The following is a 16,996-nucleotide window of genomic DNA, read 5'->3' as shown; positions in this document are numbered from 1 at the left end:
GGCCGTACGAGCATCCGGCCCGGCCGCGCCCGCGTCCGTCCTCGCGGTGCCGGCGGGCCGGGACCGCTGCCCCGGTGCCCGCCCGCCCCGCGGGGTGCCGCTGCCCCTCGCACCGGGCTCGTCGCTCCGCCTGGCCATAAGCCGAGTTTATGCCCTCATAGATCCGCGGTCCCTGGTGGGCGTCCTGACAGGGCCCGAGGGTGGACTCATGGCCACCCTCGCACCGTCGCGCCCCAGCCCGCCGCCCGCGTCCGCCCCGGCACTCCCCGCGCGCCCCTCCCTGCGCGAGCTGGGCCCCAACTGGTACGCCACGGTGATGGGCACCGCGATCGTCGCCACCACCGCGGCCGGGCTGCCGCTCGGCCTGTCCGGCGTGCCGGGGCTGCGGACCGCTGCCGCCGCCGTGTGGGCCGTGGCAGCGCTGACGCTGCTCGGGCTGCTGTCGGTGAGCGCCGCCCAGTGGATACGCAGCCCCGGTCGTGTCCGGGACCGGCTCCTCGACCCCGCGGTGGCGCCCTTCTACGGCTGCCCCGCCATGGCGTTTCCCGCGGTGGGCGCCGCGACGCTCGCCGCCGGACGGGACGTCATCGGCGGGACGGCGGCCGTCGCCGCGGCCGCCGTCCTCTTCGCCGCGGGGGCCGTGACCGGCCTGGTGGTGGCGGTCGCGGTCCCGTACCTGATGGTCACCCGGCACGAGACCGGTCCTGCCTCGGCAACTCCCGTGTGGCTGCTGCCCGTTGTCGCACCCATGGTGCCCGCGGCGCTGGGCCCGCTGCTCGTACCGCATCTGCCGGCGGGGCAGGCACGGGAGGCCCTGCTGCTGGGCTGCTTCTCGCTGTTCGGGGTGAGCCTGCTCGCCACGCTGCTGATCCTGCCGCTGGTGTTCGCGCGGCTCGTCCACCACGGGCCGCTGCCCCTCGCCCTGACCCCGGCGCTGTTCCTCGTCCTCGGCCCGCTGGGCCAGTCCGTGACGGCCACGGGCCGGCTCGCGGACGCCGCACCCGGGGCGATCGCGGGCCCGTACGCCCACGCGCTGAGCGCCTTCGGGGTGCTCTACGGGGTCCCGGTGCTGGGGTTCGCGCTCCTCTGGCTCGCGCTCGCCGCTGCCCTGACCGTACGGGCGACGCGCCGCGGGATGCCCTTCTCCATGACCTGGTGGGCGTTCACCTTCCCGGTCGGGACCTGCGTCACCGGCTCCGAGGTCCTGGCCCGGCACACCGGGCTCACCGCCTACGACTGGCTGGCGGTGGCGCTGTTCGTGCTCCTGGTGGCGTCCTGGGGCGTGGCCGGGTTCCGTACGGTGCGGGACGTACTCAGGGGCGAGCTGCTCGCAGCGCCGCGCCGAGCACGGCCGGCGCTTCCGCCAACGACGGCCCGTACCAGGTGAGATGGCGGCCGCTGACGAGCGCGGAAGGCAGCCCGGGGAACGCCTCGGGGCCGTCGTCGGCCGTGAAGACGTAGGGCTCGTCGGGCAGCACGACCAGATCCGGGGCCGCCGCGCACAGATCGTCCACGGGGACCCTCGGATAGCGGTCGGCATGACCGGCGTAGAGGTTCTCGACGCCGAGACGGGAGAGCACATCGCCCGCGAAGGTGTCCCGGCCCAGCACCATCCACGGCCGCCGCCAGATCGGCACCACCGCACGGCTCGCCTCGGGCGGCGCGGGCAGGTCCCACCAGGCGGTCCCGGCCTCGTCGAGCCAGCGCGGCCGGTCCAGCCCGCAGGCGTGCACCAGCACACGTTCCAGCTCGGAGAACGCCTGCTCCAGCGTGCGGACTTCGGTCACCAGGACCTCGATCCCCGCCGCGCGCAGCGCCGTCAGGTCCGGCTCGCGGTTCTCCTCCTCGTTGGCGATCACGAGGTCGGGCGCGAGGGCGGTGATCGCGGGCACGTCGGGGTTCTTGGTGCCCCCGATCCGTACGGCGTCCAGCCCTGCGGGGTGGGTGCACCAGGCGGTGGCACCGACGAGCAGCCCGGGCGCCGTGGCGGCCACGGCCTCGGTCAGCGAAGGCACCAGCGATACGACGCGCATGCGATCACCCTACGCACGGCCGGCGCGCGCCCGGCCCGGGGGACGCGCACGATCGGCGCGCGCCCGCCCCGGGGACGGCCCCGTCCACGCGCTACGCTGGCACCGCAGCCGGTTCGCCCCCGTCAGCCGGACGGGAGCGTCGCAAGAGGGAACCCGGTGGGAATCCGGGACTGCCCCGCAGCGGTGTGCGGGAACGACCGCCGTCATACGCACTGGACACACGCGACAGCGTCCGGGAAGCGACGGCCAGTAGGTGCCTGGCAGAGCAGCACGTGCCGGGCGTGCCCGCGAGTCCGAAGACCTGCCCGCTGCCCGCACCCCGCCACGGGTGCGGCCAACCGGGACCTCGAGGGCGGGTCGGCGGCGGTGCGGGACGCGGTACGGACACGCGTTCCCGCTCATCGTGCGCTTCCGCCTTCCCGAGGTCGCTTCCGAACTCGCGAAGGAGAGTTCCGTGACCGACACACCGACCGTGCGGGCCACCCTGCACGGCTACCCCCGGCAGGGGCCCGGCCGGGAGCTGAAGAAGGCCGTCGAGGGCTACTGGGCCGGGCGCGCCACCGAAGCCGAACTGCTGGGCACGGCAGCCCAGTTGCGGACCGACGCACGGCGCGAGACGGCCGCGGCGGGCATCGGCGAGATCCCCACCGGCGACTTCTCGCTCTACGACCATGTGCTGGACGCCGCGTGGGCGGTCGGCGCCGTACCGGCCCGTCACCGCGCGGCCGGGCTGGGCGAGCTCGACACCTACTTCGCCATGGCCCGGGGCACGGCGGACGTGCAGCCGCTGGAGATGACCAAGTGGTTCGACACGAACTACCACTACCTCGTACCGGAGTTGAGCCAGGACACCGTCTTCTCGCCCGACTCCCGCAAGCAGACGGCCGAGTTCACCGAGGCGCGTGACGCGGGACACGCCGCCCGGCCGGTACTGCTGGGGCCCATCAGCTTTCTGCTGCTCTCCAAGCCCGCACCGGGCGCCTCCCCCGGCTTCGATCCGCTGACGCTGCTGGACCGGCTGCTGCCGGTGTACGCGTCCCTGCTGGCGGATCTGCGCGAGGCCGGGGCCGAGTGGGTGCAGCTCGACGAACCGGTGCTCGTGCAGGACCGGCCGGCCGCCGTGCTCGGCGCGACCGCCCGCGCCTACCGTGATCTCTGCGCCGCGACGGTACGGCCGAAGCTGCTCGTCGCCTCGTACTTCGACGCGCTCGGCGAGGCCCTGCCCGTGCTCGCGGACTCCCCCGTCGAAGGGCTCGCCCTGGACTTCACCGGTCCCGCTGCGGCCAACCTCGACGCGCTCGCCGCCATAGGGGGTCTGCCGGATCGCCGCCTGATCGCGGGTGTCGTCGACGGCCGCAACATCTGGGCGGCCGACCTCGAGCGCGCGCTCTCCACGCTCGCGACGCTGCTCGGCCTGGCGGGCCGCGTCGACCCGGCGCCCTCGTGCTCGCTGCTGCACGTGCCCCTCGACGCGGCCGCCGAGCGCGATCTGGACCCGCAGGTCGCCCGCTGGCTGTCCTTCGCCCGCCAGAAGACGACCGAAGTGGCCGTCCTCGCACGGGCGTTGACCGAGGGCCGCGACGCGGTCGCGCCCCAGCTCGCCGCGTCCCGCGCCGCGCTCGCCTCCCGCGCCGGCTCCGCTCTCACCCGCGACGCGGCCGTACGGGAGCGCTGCGCCGCGGTCACCGGAGCCGACACGCGGCGCCCCCAGCCGTACGAGGAGCGGGCCGCCGCCCAGCGCGCCCGGCTGGGCCTGCCGCTGCTGCCCACGACCACCATCGGATCCTTCCCGCAGACCCCCGAACTGCGCGCGGCCCGCGCCGCGTTGCGCACCGGACGCCTCGGCGAGGACGGATACCGGGAGCGGATCGAGCGGGAGATCCGGGACGTCGTCGCGTTCCAGGAGAAGGCAGGGCTGGACGTGCTGGTGCACGGCGAGCCCGAACGCAACGACATGGTCCAGTACTTCGCCGAACAGCTCGACGGCTTCCTCGCCACCCGTCACGGCTGGGTCCAGTCCTACGGCACGCGTTACGTCCGGCCGCCGATCCTCGCCGGCGACGTGTCGCGGAAGGCGCCGATGACGCTCGCCTGGACGCGCTACGCCCAGTCTCTGACGGAGCGTCCGGTCAAGGGCATGCTCACGGGCCCCGTCACCATGCTCGCCTGGTCCTTCGTCCGCGACGACCAGCCACGGGCCGAGACCGCCCGCCAGGTGGCCCTCGCCCTGCGCGACGAGATCGCCGACCTGGAGGCGGCGGGCACCGCGGTGGTGCAGGTCGACGAACCCGCGCTGCGCGAGACGCTGCCGCTGCGCCGGGCCGCTCGCCCCGCGTACCTGGAGTGGGCGACGGAGGCGTTCCGGCTGGCCACGGGCGGCGTACGCGCGGACACCCAGGTGCACACGCACATGTGCTACGCGGAGTTCGGCGAGATCCTCTCGGCCATCGACGCACTGGACGCCGATGTCATCAGCCTGGAGGCGGCACGGTCACGCATGGGCATCGCCCGGGAGCTGAGCGAAGCGGGCTATCCGCGCGAGGTGGGCCCGGGGGTCTACGACATCCACTCCCCCCGCGTCCCGTCCGTGGACGAGATCGCGGATCTGCTGCGGCAGGCGCTGGAAGCGGTGCCGCCGGAGCGGCTGTGGGTCAATCCTGACTGCGGGCTCAAGACCCGCTCACCCGAGGAGGCGGGCGCGGCTCTGGAGAACATGACGGCCGCGGCCCGGCGCGTCCGCCCCTCCCTGAGGGCGTGACCCCCTGACGCGTACCAGGTCCGCCGAGTAGGCCCGGCTGCTCCGGGCACAGGAGGCCGGTGCCGTACGGGAGTTGATGCGCCGGTCCCTTCCGCCCGCCCCCGCGGGGGCGGGCGGAAGGGACCACATCGGCAACCTCCGGACCGCTGGGAAGAGGTGAGCAGCGGCACCGGTGCTGCCGGTCTCGCGCCCGGCCCGGGACGGGGGCCGTCCTGGCCATCCCGTCCGGGTGAGCGTCCGTACGGCGGCGGGCCTTCTCCGAGGGGGCTCGACGCCCCTCGGCCGGCCCGCGAACTCCGGGTGGTTCTCGGTGAGCGTCACGGTGGGCGCCCGCGGACGCGCCTGCCCGAGCAGGTGAAACACAAACGAAAGGTGACCCGCTTCACAAGCGGAACGTCACCCTCAGGCCGCCGCGCCTCCGCGGGGTGGTATGCCGCGGTGCCTCCGCGGGGTGGCGTGGCGCCGCCGGGGTGGTGTGTCGGTGCGGTACGGCATCATGCGGGATGTGACCCGACGCCTGATGCTCCTCGACAGCGCCTCCCTGTACTTCCGCGCCTACTTCGGTGTCCCCGACTCCGTCCGCGCCCCGGACGGCACGCCGGTGAACGCGGTGCGCGGACTGCTGGACTTCATCGCCCGGCTCGTCCAGGACCACCGCCCCGACGACCTGGTCGCCTGCATGGACGCCGACTGGCGCCCACACTGGCGGGTCGAGCTGATCCCGACCTACAAGGCGCACCGCGTCGCCGAGGAGATCCCGGAGGGCTCCGACGTCGAGGAGGTCCCCGACACGCTCTCGCCCCAGGTGCCGGTGATCGAGGACGTGCTCGACGCGGTGGGCATCGCCCGCATCGGCGTGCCCGACTACGAGGCGGACGACGTGATCGGCACCCTGACCGGCCTCGCGGCGGGCCCCGTCGACATCGTCACCGGCGACCGCGACCTCTTCCAGCTCGTCGACGACGCACGCGGCGTGCGCGTGCTCTATCCGGTCAAGGGCGTCGGCACGCTCCAGATCGTCGACGAGGCGTGGCTGCGGACGAAGTACGGCGTCGACGGATCCGGGTACGCGGATCTGGCCCTGCTGCGCGGCGACCCGAGCGACGGGCTGCCCGGCGTCCCGGGCATCGGCGAGAAGACCGCGGCCAAGCTCCTGGCGGAGTTCGGCGACCTCGCGGGGATCATGGACGCGCTCGGCAACCCGATGGCGAAGATCAGCCCCTCGCAGCGCAAGCGCCTGGAAGAGGCGCGGGACTACGTCGCGGTCGCGCCCAAGGTCGTCCGCGTCGCCTCGGACGTCCCCGTGCCGGACCACGACCCCGCCCTGCCGCGCTCGCCGCGCGACCCGGCGGCGGTCGAGGCGCTGGCGGCGCGGTGGGGGCTCGGCGGATCCCTCCAGCGACTGCTCACGACACTGGAGGGCTGAGCTTCCGGACCGCGCGCCTCCGGGCCAGGCCTGTTAGGTTAGGTCTACCTAACCAACGCCCGTGACCCAGGGGGACCCGCCGTGGCAGACCGACCGGCCCGCAAGAAGCCCGAGATCAACCGGGCCCAGGTCCTGCGCAAGCAGCGGCTCACCCCCCACATGATGCGGGTGGTCCTGGGCGGCGACAGCCTCGCGGGCTTGGCCGCGGGCGACTGCACCGACCACTACATCAAGCTGCTCTTCCCGGTGGAGGGCGTGACCTACCCCGAGCCGTTCGACATCCAGGCCGTGCGCCGCGACATGCCGCGCCACCAGTGGCCCGTGACGCGTACGTACACCGTCCGGAGCTGGGACCCGCAGACCTGCGAGCTGACCGTGGACTTCGTGATCCACGGGGACGAGGGCCTGGCCGGGCCCTGGGCCGCGAACGTCCAGCCGGGCGAGGAGATCCTCTTCCTCGGCCCCGGCGGCGCCTACGCCCCGGACCCGGACGCCGACTGGCACCTCCTGGCCGGCGACGAGAGCGCCCTGCCCGCCATCGCCGCGGCGCTGGAGCGCATCCCGCACGGCGTTCCGGTGCACGCGTTCGTGGAGGTGGCCGGCCCGGAGGAACAGCAGGAACTGCGCGTTCCGGAGGGCGTGGAGGTCACCTGGCTGCACCGCGGCGCGGCCCCGGTCGGCGAACTGCTCGTGGCGGCCGTACGGGCGCTGGACTTCCCCCGGGGCGACCTGCAGGCGTTCGTCCACGGAGAGGCCGGGTTCGTGAAGGAGCTGCGCCGTCTGCTGCGGGTCGAGCGCGAGGTGCCGCGCGAGCGCCTGTCGATCTCGGGCTACTGGCGCCTCGGGCACAACGAGGACGGCTGGCAGGCGTCGAAGAAGGAGTGGAACGCGCAGGTGGAGGCGGAGCAGGAGCCCGCGTCGGCCTCCGCGCCCTGAACACGGGGCTGCGGTGGCCCCGTTCATGTCCTGAGCGCGCTTCGGCAGGAACCCGGCGCACGCACCTCGCGCACCGAGCGCGGCGGGCCGCCACCCGGGACAACCGGCCTCCGGCCGCACGCAGGGCCGGACGTCCGAACGCCGGCGCCCCCAACCCCCTTACCTCACCGCGCTGTTCGGGCGGAACCGGCGCACGCGCGCCTACTCCCCCACGCCGACGGCCCCCTGACATCCCGTCATCGAAGCGGACATCAGGGGGCCGTGTCGCGTCTCAGCCCACCGAGGAGTAGGCGACCACGCCGCGCAGCAATCCGTCGACCGCCCGTCGCGCATTCCGGCGCACCGGGCTGCCGTCCGGGGCGGCTTCGGCGATCTGCCCGAGCACGTCGATGACCTGCTTGCACCAGCGCACGAAGTCGCCCGCCGGCATGTCGGTCTCGGTGAGCACCGCGTCCAGGCCGTGCCCCGAGGCCCAGCGGTACGCCGCCCAGGCGAAGCCGAGATCGGGCTCGCGCTGGCCCACTCCCTCGGACTCGCTGATGCGGTGCTCCTCCTCCTTGGCGTCCAGCCGCCCCCAGATGCGGACCATCTCGCCCAGCGCCTGCTTCGCGTTGCCGGTCGGCAGCTTCGGCGGCAGCGCGTCGTCCGCGGCCCTGGCCTCGTAGACCAGCGCCGACGCGCACGCCGCCAGCTCGGCCGGCTTCAGCTCCTCCCAGACCCCCTCGCGCAGGCACTCCGAGGCGAGCAGGTCCAGCTCGCCGTAGAGCCGCGCCAGCCGGCGTCCGTCGTCGGTGACCTCGTCGCCGTGGAGATACCCGAGGTCGGAGAGGAGGGCGTAGACCCGGTCGAAGGTACGGGCGATGGTGTTCGTGCGGCCCTCGATGCGCCGCTCGAGCTGCCGCGTGTCGCGCCGCAGCCGCTCGTAGCGCTCGCCCCAGCGGGCGTGGTCCTCACGGTCGTCGCACCCGTGGCAGGGGTGGGCCCGTATCTCGGCGCGCAGCTCGGCGATCTCCCGGTCGTCGGCCGCGGCGGACCGCTGCTTGCGGTGCCGCTCGGGGACGATGTGCCCGGCCTTGGTGCGCAGCGCGGAGGCCAGGTCGCGGCGGGACTGCGGGCTGCGCGGGTTGAAGGACTTCGGGACCCTCATCCGCTCCAGCGCCTCGACGGGGATGGGGAAGTCCATCGCCGCCAGCCGCTTGACCTGCCGCTCGGCGGTGAGGACGAGCGGCCGCGGGCCGTCGTGGTGCTCGAAACCGCGGTGGCCGTTGGCGCGGCCCGCGGGCAGCCCCGGGTCCAGCACCAGCGCCAGCCCCGCGTACTTGCCCGTGGGCACGTGGATCACGTCGCCCGGCTTCAGCTTCTCCAGCGCGACGGCGGCGGCCGCGCGACGCTGCACCGCGCCCTGCTTGGCCAGCTCGGTCTCGCGGTCCTTGAGCCTGCGGCGCAGCCGGGCGTACTCCGCGAAGTCGCCCAGGTGGCAGGTCATGGACGAGCGGTAGCCCTCCAGTCCCTCCTCGTTCTTCTGCACCTGGCGGGAGATGCCGACCACCGAGCGGTCCGCCTGGAACTGCGCGAAGGACGTCTCCAGCAGCTCGCGCGAGCGGTGACGCCCGAACTGCGAGACCAGGTTGACCGCCATGTTGTAGGAGGGCTTGAACGAGGAGCGCAGCGGATAGGTGCGGGTGCCCGCGAGGCCGCCGAGCGCGATCGGGTCCATGGCGCGCTGCCACAGCACCACCGCGTGCCCCTCGACGTCGATGCCGCGACGCCCGGCCCGCCCGGTGAGCTGGGTGAACTCGCCCGGCGTGATGTCGGCGTGCTGCTCGCCGTTCCACTTCACGAGCTTCTCCAACACCACGGACCTGGCAGGCATGTTGATGCCCAGGGCGAGCGTCTCGGTGGCGAAGACGGCCTTCACCAGCCCGCGGACGAACAGCTCCTCGACGATCTCCTTGAACGTCGGCAGCATCCCTGCGTGGTGGGCGGCGATGCCGCGCTCCAGGCCCTCCAGCCACTCGAAGTAGCCCAGCACATGCAGGTCTTCGTCCGGGATGGCGGCGGTGCGCTCCTCGACCAGCGCCCGGACCTTCGACCGCTCCTCAGGCCCGTTCAGCCGCAGACCCGCGTGCAGGCACTGCTGGACGGCCGCCTCGCACCCCGCCCGGCTGAAGATGAAGGTGATCGCGGGCAGCAGTCCCTCGGCGTCGAGCCGGTCGATGACCTCGACCCGGCTGGGCGTCCAGATCCTGCTGCGCTGGCGGCGCTCGCGCTCGCGGTCCGCCTCCCGCAGGTTCCGCCCGCGGCGCCGGTCCCGGCCGCCCGTCGGGCGGCTGTTCTCCATCCGCGCGAGCCGTACGAGATCGGGGTTGACCTCGCGTCTGCCGCCGCCCGACGGGGCCGCGTTGACGCTCTGTCCGCGCGCGGGCCTGGAGGAGTCCTTCTCCTCGAAGAGGTCGTACATCCGGCGGCCGGCGAGCACGTGCTGCCAGAGCGGCACGGGCCGGTGCTCGGAGACGATCACCTCGGTGTCGCCGCGGACGGTGTCCAGCCAGTCGCCGAACTCCTCGGCGTTGGAGACCGTGGCGGACAGGGAGACCAGGGTCACCGACTCCGGGAGGTGGATGATGACCTCCTCCCAGACGGCGCCGCGGAAACGGTCGGAGAGGTAGTGGACCTCGTCCATGACCACATGTCCGAGGCCGATCAGGGCCTGGGATCCGGCGTACAGCATGTTCCGCAGGACCTCGGTGGTCATCACGATCACCGGGGCGTCGGAGTTGACGCTGTTGTCCCCCGTCAGCAGGCCGACCTTCTCCGGCCCGTAGCGCCTGACGAGGTCGTTGTACTTCTGGTTCGACAGGGCCTTGATGGGCGTGGTGTAGAAGCACTTACGGTTCTGGGTGAGCGCCAGATGGACGGCGAACTCGCCGACGATCGTCTTGCCTGAGCCGGTGGGGGCGGCGACCAGCACACCCTTCCCGGCCTCCAGGGCCTGGCACGCCTCGATCTGGAACGGATCGAGATCGAAGTCGTACATCTCGCGGAACGGGGCGAGCGCCGTGGCCTGCTCGGCGGCGCGAACCCGGGCCTTGGCGTAGCGCTCGGCAGGTGAGAGGTCCTCGGTCATCGTGCCTACGAGACTACCGGCCACCTCGGACAGTGGTCTCGATCATTACGGCGACGGCGAGAGGATGCGTACGGCTCCTGGGACGACACGCGCGGTCAGGGGGAGCGGGCCGAGCGGCTCGCCGTCCGCGTATCCGGTGATGCCGGGGGCCTCCAGGGTGATCTCGGAGACCCGGTGCACGGTCACGGCCGGATGGCCGAGGTGGGTGCCCTTGTAGACCTTGGGGAAGACCTTCAGCAGCTCGGTCCGGCTGCACTCGCCGACCACCGTGACGTCGAAGAGCCCGTCGTCCATCGCGGCGTCGGCGCAGATGCGCATGCCACCGCCGTACGAGCTCCCGTTGCCGACCGCGACGAGCGTCGCCTCGACCTCCTGCACGGCACCGCCGTCGAGCCGCAGGCGGTACGGGATGGGGCGGAAGGCGGCCAGTTCGGCGACCATCGCCACGTCGTACTTGAAGCGTCCCGCGGGCCACTTCATACGGTTGCCGCGGTCGTTGACACGGGAGTCGAACCCGGAGGCGAGGACGGTCCCGAACCACCGGTCGCCAGCCTGCCCCAGGTCTATCGCCCGGGTCCGGCCCGCCGTCAGCGCCTCAGCGGCGATCCGGGCGCCCGCCGCGGGGTCCCGTACGGGAAGACCGGCGGCGCGGGCGAAGTCGTTGCCGGTGCCGGCGGCGACGACGCCGAGCGGCACGTCCGTCCCCCCGACGGCCTGGAGCGCCAGGGAGACCATGCCGTCGCCACCGACGGCTATGAGGGCCCGGGTCCCCTCGCCGACCGCCTTGCGGGCCTGTTCGAGGCCGTCCTGTGCGTCGGAGCCCACCACGGTCCGCACGGTGAATCCGGCGGCCTGCAGGGCCTCCGCGGCCGGCAGGGCCGCCTGTCCCGCGCGGCCACGGCCGGCGGCGGGATTGACGAAGAGAGTGATCTCGCTGGTCACGAACGGGACCCTACTGGCGAGTCAGCTTTCGAAGAAGACCCTGGACGCGCTTCCTCGCACGGCTTTCACCTCGCATCCTCACCGGACGGCGCCGGGGACGCCCCTCAGGTCACGTCGTCCAGGTCCCCACGGCGGTCGACCTCCCGGCCCGTCGCCTGCTCGGGCAGCGCGGCCGCGGCCGTCACCGGCTCGATCTCCCCGACGCCTTCGGGGGTGAGGTCCAGCTCCGAGGCCTCGTCGTCGGACGGTCCGGCCGCCGCGACCCGGGCCGCGCGCAGATCGTGGAGCAGGGAGACCCCGACCGCCCCGAAGTAGAGGACGACGATGGGGGCGGCGAGCGCGATCATCGTCAGCGGGTCGGTGCTGGGCGTGATGACGGCGGAGAAGACGGTGATGCCCATGACCATGCCGCGCCACCAGCCGAGCATGCGCTTGCCGGTGACGACCCCGCCGAAGTTCAGCAGCACCAGGAGCAGCGGCAGCTCGAAGGAGAGGCCGAAGACCAGGACCATGCGCGTCACGAGGTCGAGCAGCTTGTCCAGCGGCAGCAGGTTGTCGACACCGACCGGAGTGAACTCGATGAGGACTTTCGCGGTGGTCGGCAGCACCCGGTAGGCGAAGTAGCCGCCGATGACGAACAGCGGGAAACCGGCGCCGACGAAGCTCAGCGCGTACTTCTTCTCGCTGCGGTGCAGGCCGGGCGCGAGGAAGGCCCAGAGCTGGTACAGCCAGACCGGGGACGCGAAGATCACACCGGCCATCAGCGAGACCTTCAGCGCCAGCGTGAAGGGACCGAGCAGGTCCATCATCACGATGCGGGCACAGGTCGTGCCCTCGTCCGCCTTCGCGAGCTTGGTGAAGCTCAGATCACAACCGACCGCCTCCAGCACCGGCTTGGTGATGAAGTCGATGATGCTCTCGTAGAAGAAGGCGGCCACGACCGCGGCCACCGTGACGGCCAGCAGGGCCCTCACCAGCCGGTTGCGCAGCTCACGCAGATGCTCCACAAGGGGCATCCGCCCCTCGGGGTCCCTCTCCTGTTTGCGGGCGGACTTGAGCAACCCACGTCCTCATCTCGTGCAGCGGACCGCGGGCCCGCCCAGATCGGCTCCGGTCAGCGCTTGGTCGTACGGTCGGACGGCTCGTTCACCGGACGCGAACTGGTCACGTCGCCCGGAGCGGCCTGGATCGTACGGTGCGGGTTCTGCGCCTGGTCGGCGGGCGGGTCCGCGGGCGCTGAGGACGACTGGCCGCCCTCCGACTTCATCGCCTTGGCCTCGCTCTTGAGGATGCGGGCGGACTTGCCCAGGGAGCGAGCCATGTCGGGAAGCTTCTTCGCACCGAAGAGCAGGATGATGACCACGAGGATGAGAATGATCTCGGTCGGTCCGAGCCTTCCGAACATAAGCGTTTACCTTCTCACCGAGGCGATTTGGGGTGGGCCTGCCCGACCGGCCGGATTTGTGTCCGACTGCCCGCGCTGGCAGCGATCGTAACCCGCAGGGGTAAACGATCGGCAATGCCCGTGCATACGGTCGATTGCGGCCCCTCGCCTCGCTCTTCGGACCGCTCCTCCGCAGCGTACCGTCCAGGTCCGCTCGGCTGGAGACCGCATCAGGTCTCGTCAGGACTCGTGTGCGACCCGGGCGGCGGCCGAATCCCGGGCCGTGGACGCCAGCGGGACCGCCGACCGCTCGAGATCCTCTGCCGCGCGGGTGATGCGCTCGGAACTCTCCGCCACCTGCCGGGCGAGTCTCCGCACTTCGACGAAGACCCGGATCGCGAGGACTCCGAGCACGGCGATTCCGCAGAAGCCAAGGGCGATGGCGAGCATGGGCCAGAGCATGGGGGGAGCCTAGTGGCCGCGCGGCCCGGTCACGTACGCGCACGGGCGGGCACGTACGCGCACGGCGGGCCGGCCTCCCGGTCACGCCCCGGGGTGTGTTGTGGCGCGTGCGTCGGTCGTGAGGCGTGGGGCCCCTCCGCGCCGGGAGCGGTCAGGGGTGGTGCAGACGCAGCGTACGCACGCCGCCGCCCGTGAGCAGCTCCACGATCCGCTCGCCCGCCGGCTTCCGCACCGAGGCCCCGCAGTCCGGGCACGTGAAGGAGTAGAACGTCGTACGGCTGCTGGCGCCGATGACCAGCCGGAGCGCGTCGGAGGCCAGCTCGAAGCTGCCGCGGCAGTCCGGGCAGGCGGCCTTGAAGATCACTGCGGTGGGCGGCATGGCGTCGCGTTGAGTCCCTTCACTCGCCGTACGCCGCGAGGGCGTCGCAGGCAACCTGCCGTGCACTCTCCGCAAGATCTCGCGGTGAGGCGATGTGCCCGTCCTGGCCGAGCCGCAGCGCCAGGCGGCGCAGGGAGGTCGGGTCAGGGGTGCGCAGGGTGACCCGCAGTCCGCCGTCGGGCAGTTCCTCGGCGCTGTCGTGCGGGTAGTACTCGGCGACCCAGCGGCCCGCGGGGCCGGTCTCGACGACGACCTCGGGGTCCTCGTCGGAGGGCTGCACCAGCCCCTCGGAGAGATCGCGCAGCTCGACGGGCGGAGGATCGGCGGGCGCGTCCAGCAGCCTGATCTCGGCGACGCGGTCGAGACGGAAGGTCCGGCGCGCCTCGGACAGGCGGCACCAGGCCTCCATATAGGTGTGGCCCACGGCGAAGAGCCGGATCGGGTCCACCTCCCGCTCGGTCAGCTCGTCGCGGGCCGGCGAGTAGTAGCGCAGCCACAGCCTCCGTCGCTCGGAGATGGCCCGGTCGACGTCCGCGAAGACCCCGCCCTCGGATTCGAAGGTGACCGAGAGCCGGGAGCTGGCGCCCGCGGCCTCGCCGGCCGCCGCCTCCAGCTTGGCGGTGGCCCGCAGCAGCGCCTGCCGGTCGCCCTCGCGGAGTCCGGGCAGGGTCGCGACGGCTCGGGCGGCCACGAGCAGGGCGGTCGCCTCGTCGGCGGCGAGCCGGAGCGGCGCGGCCACGTCGTCGGGGTTGTGCCACCAGATGCGGTCGCCGTCGGTGTCGATGTCGAGCAGATCGCCGCCGCGGAAGCTCGTACCGCACATGGGCAGGACGTCGAGATCGGAGATCAGCTCGTCCTCGGTGATGCCGAAGGCGCGGGCGACGTCGCTCACGCGCGCGCCGGGGCGCTCGCGCAGGTACGTCACCAGGGACAGCATCCGGCGGGTCTGGTCGATCGCGTTCGTCGCCATGAGTGGCCCGATCCTCTCAGCCCTTGGCCACGGCGCGCAGCCGCTCCACGACATCGGCCCGCAGTTCCGCCGGTTCGAGCACGACCACATCGGCGCCGAACTCCACGAGCCAGGCGTCGAGTCCGTGCCCGTACGGGATCTCCAGCTCGTCCCAGCCGTGTCCGGCGGACCGGGTGCCCAGCGCCCGCGCGCGCAGCGGATAGCCGGATCCGGCGCGCAGCCGGATGCGGGCGGTGCGGGTCGCGGTCTCGCCCGCCCAGGACTCGACGGTCTCGCGGACAGTGACGTGGTCGGGCACCGGGGCGGTGAAGGCGGCGGCCCGGGAGCGTACGCGTCCGGTGATCCGGGAGAGCCGGAAGACGCGCTCGGCCTGCCGGTCGCGGTCCCAGCCCGCGAGATACCAGTGCCCGCGCCAGCACTCCAGCGTCCAGGGCTCCACGTGCCGGGCCTCGGGGCGGGCGGCGCTGGCCTTGCGGTAGTCGAAGGTGACGGGGCGGCGGTCGCGGCAGGCGACCATGAGCGGTTCGAAGGCGCTCTCGTGCACGGGGATGCGGGGCTCGAGGGCGCTGTGGGTCTCGTACGGGTCGTCGGCCAGCGGCATTCCGGCGGCGCGCAGCTTCTGCAGGGCTCCGCTGGCCGCTCCCGCGAGCCTGGCCTGCTGCCAGACCTTGGCGGCGAGGCCGAGCGCGGCGGCCTCCTCGGCGTCGAGGGCGACGGGCGGGAGGCGGTTGCTGTCGCGGCGGGCGAGATAGCCGGTGTCGCCGTCGACGCCTTCGACGGTCTCGATGACGAGGCCCAGCTCCCGCAGGTCGTCCTTGTCGCGCTCGAACATGCGGTTGAAGGCGTCGTCGCTCGCGGCCGCGCCGCCGTTCCCCGGTCCGAAGGCCTCGACGTAGGCCTCGATCGAGGCGCGCAGCTCACGCTTGCTGAGCGGGCGTCTGGTCCCGAGCAGGCACAGGGCCAGATTCATCAGCCGCTCGGCCTTGGCAATGGCCATCGACGCCCTTTCTCGTTGTGGTCCCGCACCGATGACCGTACCGGTCGCGGGACGGGCGGCAAAAGCGGAATGCCCACGCCACAGGGGGCATGGGCACTCGCGCAGTTGACGCGTGTCGCGTCGGTCCGGGGTGGCACGGCGGCCGCCCCGGGTGGGCTCAGACCGAGACGAGGTCGCAGACGAAGATCAGCGTCTCGCCCGGCTTGATACGGCCGCCGGCACCGCGGTCGCCGTAGGCCAGGTGCGGCGGGATGACGAGCTGGCGGCGACCGCCGACCTTCATACCCTGCACGCCCGTGTCCCAGCCGGGGATGACCTGGCCGACACCGAGCTGGAAGCGGAGCGGGGTGCCACGGTTCCAGCTCGCGTCGAACTCTTCACCGGAGCTGAAGGCAACGCCGACGTAGTGGACGGAGACGTTGTCGCCGGCCTTGGCCACCGGCCCCTCGCCCTCCCAGAGGTCCTTGATCTCGAGTTCGGCGGGGGGCTCTCCGCCCGGGAAGTCGATCTCGGGCTTCTCGATGCTCACTGCGATGCTCCTAGACACGGATCTGGTCGGAAACGGTGCCAGTCTTGCAGACGTCGATCACTCGGTTCACACGGTGCCGACGATGTCGACCGCGAAGACCAGGGTGTTCTTGGCGAGCGGGCTCTGCGGCGTGGCGCCGTACGCGAGCTTCGGCGGGATGACCATGAGCACGCGGTCACCGACGTTCTTGCCGACCAGCGCCTTGTCCCAGCCCTGGACGACCGAGCCGGTGCCGATCTGGAACGCGGTGGCGCCGCCGTGGTCCCAGGAGGCGTCGAACTTCTTGCCGTCCTCCCACTTTACGCCGGTGTACTGCACGATCAGGCCGTCACCGGCCTTCACCTTCGGGCCCTTGCCCTTGATCAGCACCTGCTGCTGCAGGTCCTTGGGCTTGGCGACCTTCGGGATCGTGATCGTGGCAGCCTTCTGCGACTGTGCCTTCACCGTGGGCAGCCCCGCCTTCGGCGCGGCCTGCTCGCCCTTGGCCTCGGCCTTCTTGTCCGGCTTCTTCGCGGCGGCGATGTCGACGGCCCAGACCAGCCCGTCGGTCGGCTTGATGCCCGACTGCGGGTTGAGCTGCTTGCCGATCAGGGCCTTCGCGGTGCCCTCGACGACGACGCGGCTGCCGACCTTCTTGCCGACGAGCGCGTCGAGCACCGGGCCGGGAAGCGACTGGCTCTGCTGGCCGAGCTCCTGGACGACCTGCGTGCGCGGGGCCTTCGGGTCCGCGCCGGGCTGCTTGACCCAGGTGCTGCCGAGGGTCTTGCCGCCCTTCATGGTCTCGCCGGCGAAGTCCAGACGGACCAGGTCGCCCTTCTTCACCTCGGCGCCGGATCCCTCGGAGACCGTCTTGCTCACGAGCTTGTCGGAGGCCTTGGCGTCCTTGGGCACGGAGATCTTGGGCTTCTCCCCGGCCTTGCCCTCCACCGAGACGACTCCGGCGTCCGACGAACCGTCGTCGGACCCGCACGCGGCGGCGGTGAACAGAAGGGAGGGTACGGCCAGCGCCGCGACGAGGCGGCGGATGTTCCTGGTGTGCTTCATCAGTCCAAC

Annotated in this window: 15 protein-coding genes and 1 riboswitch; of the genes, 4 read left to right on the top strand and 11 right to left on the bottom strand. The window is 72.6% G+C overall.

Annotated features, from left to right (window positions below; translation table 11 throughout):
* The first annotated feature begins 208 nt into the window (after window positions 1–208).
* Window positions 209–1,387, top strand: coding sequence for a TDT family transporter (locus tag ABZ822_RS12095; protein ID WP_360850958.1), 1,179 nt, complete (start codon window positions 209–211; stop codon window positions 1,385–1,387).
* Here ABZ822_RS12095 and ABZ822_RS12090 read toward each other — a convergent pair.
* Window positions 1,314–2,033: a helical backbone metal receptor gene (locus tag ABZ822_RS12090; RefSeq protein WP_360850955.1), complete on the bottom strand. Its 720-nt coding sequence runs from the start codon at window positions 2,031–2,033 to the stop codon at window positions 1,314–1,316. The two genes, ABZ822_RS12095 and ABZ822_RS12090, sit on opposite strands and share 74 nt — an antisense overlap.
* Before the next feature lie 143 nt (window positions 2,034–2,176).
* A riboswitch (cobalamin riboswitch) is annotated at window positions 2,177–2,336 on the top strand.
* Window positions 2,337–2,487: 151 nt separating this feature from the next.
* Between ABZ822_RS12090 and metE the strand changes: the two genes are divergently transcribed.
* The 3 genes from metE to ABZ822_RS12075 all read left to right on the top strand — a co-directional run bounded on the left by metE (window position 2,488) and on the right by ABZ822_RS12075 (window position 7,153).
* Window positions 2,488–4,791, top strand: a complete 2,304-nt coding sequence (gene metE / locus ABZ822_RS12085) for a 5-methyltetrahydropteroyltriglutamate--homocysteine S-methyltransferase (protein WP_360850952.1) — start codon at window positions 2,488–2,490, stop codon at window positions 4,789–4,791.
* Between the two features lie 520 nt (window positions 4,792–5,311).
* Window positions 5,312–6,217, top strand: a complete 906-nt coding sequence (locus tag ABZ822_RS12080) for a 5'-3' exonuclease (RefSeq protein WP_360851442.1) — start codon at window positions 5,312–5,314, stop codon at window positions 6,215–6,217.
* An 81-nt stretch (window positions 6,218–6,298) separates the two neighbouring features.
* Entirely contained in the window at window positions 6,299–7,153 is an 855-nt protein-coding gene (locus tag ABZ822_RS12075; protein WP_360850949.1) for a siderophore-interacting protein, read from the top strand.
* A 271-nt stretch (window positions 7,154–7,424) separates the two neighbouring features.
* Here ABZ822_RS12075 and ABZ822_RS12070 read toward each other — a convergent pair whose 3' ends face one another.
* The 10 genes from ABZ822_RS12070 to ABZ822_RS12025 form a co-directional block, all read right to left on the bottom strand.
* On the bottom strand, window positions 7,425–10,280 hold the full coding sequence (locus ABZ822_RS12070) for a DEAD/DEAH box helicase (RefSeq protein ID WP_360850946.1): 2,856 nt from the start codon (window positions 10,278–10,280) through the stop codon (window positions 7,425–7,427).
* 45 nt (window positions 10,281–10,325) lie between these two features.
* Complete coding sequence (locus ABZ822_RS12065; RefSeq protein ID WP_360850943.1) at window positions 10,326–11,222, bottom strand: diacylglycerol kinase; 897 nt, start codon at window positions 11,220–11,222, stop codon at window positions 10,326–10,328.
* A 104-nt stretch (window positions 11,223–11,326) separates the two neighbouring features.
* Window positions 11,327–12,283, bottom strand: coding sequence for a twin-arginine translocase subunit TatC (gene tatC / locus ABZ822_RS12060; protein WP_360850940.1), 957 nt, complete (start codon window positions 12,281–12,283; stop codon window positions 11,327–11,329).
* A 53-nt stretch (window positions 12,284–12,336) separates the two neighbouring features.
* Complete coding sequence (gene tatA, locus ABZ822_RS12055; protein WP_360850937.1) at window positions 12,337–12,627, bottom strand: Sec-independent protein translocase subunit TatA; 291 nt, start codon at window positions 12,625–12,627, stop codon at window positions 12,337–12,339.
* Between the two features lie 219 nt (window positions 12,628–12,846).
* Entirely contained in the window at window positions 12,847–13,068 is a 222-nt protein-coding gene (locus ABZ822_RS12050; RefSeq protein WP_360850934.1) for a hypothetical protein, read from the bottom strand.
* Between the two features lie 151 nt (window positions 13,069–13,219).
* The gene (locus ABZ822_RS12045) at window positions 13,220–13,447 is read right to left on the bottom strand and encodes a hypothetical protein (protein ID WP_360850932.1); all 228 of its coding nucleotides are present in this window, start codon (window positions 13,445–13,447) and stop codon (window positions 13,220–13,222) included.
* Between the two features lie 19 nt (window positions 13,448–13,466).
* Entirely contained in the window at window positions 13,467–14,417 is a 951-nt protein-coding gene (locus ABZ822_RS12040) for a WYL domain-containing protein (RefSeq protein WP_360850929.1), read from the bottom strand.
* Window positions 14,418–14,433: 16 nt separating this feature from the next.
* Window positions 14,434–15,414, bottom strand: a complete 981-nt coding sequence (locus ABZ822_RS12035; protein WP_360850926.1) for a WYL domain-containing protein — start codon at window positions 15,412–15,414, stop codon at window positions 14,434–14,436.
* 157 nt (window positions 15,415–15,571) lie between these two features.
* Complete coding sequence (locus ABZ822_RS12030; protein WP_360850923.1) at window positions 15,572–15,943, bottom strand: FKBP-type peptidyl-prolyl cis-trans isomerase; 372 nt, start codon at window positions 15,941–15,943, stop codon at window positions 15,572–15,574.
* 66 nt (window positions 15,944–16,009) lie between these two features.
* Window positions 16,010–16,987: an FKBP-type peptidyl-prolyl cis-trans isomerase gene (locus tag ABZ822_RS12025; RefSeq protein WP_360850920.1), complete on the bottom strand. Its 978-nt coding sequence runs from the start codon at window positions 16,985–16,987 to the stop codon at window positions 16,010–16,012.
* Between the last annotated feature and the right edge of the window lie 9 nt (window positions 16,988–16,996).

The organism is Streptomyces sp. NPDC047108, from assembly GCF_040643575.1.
GTDB lineage: Bacteria > Actinomycetota > Actinomycetes > Streptomycetales > Streptomycetaceae > Streptomyces.
Note: the sequence above shows the minus strand (reverse complement) of the source record. Positions and strands in the feature narration are given on the sequence as shown.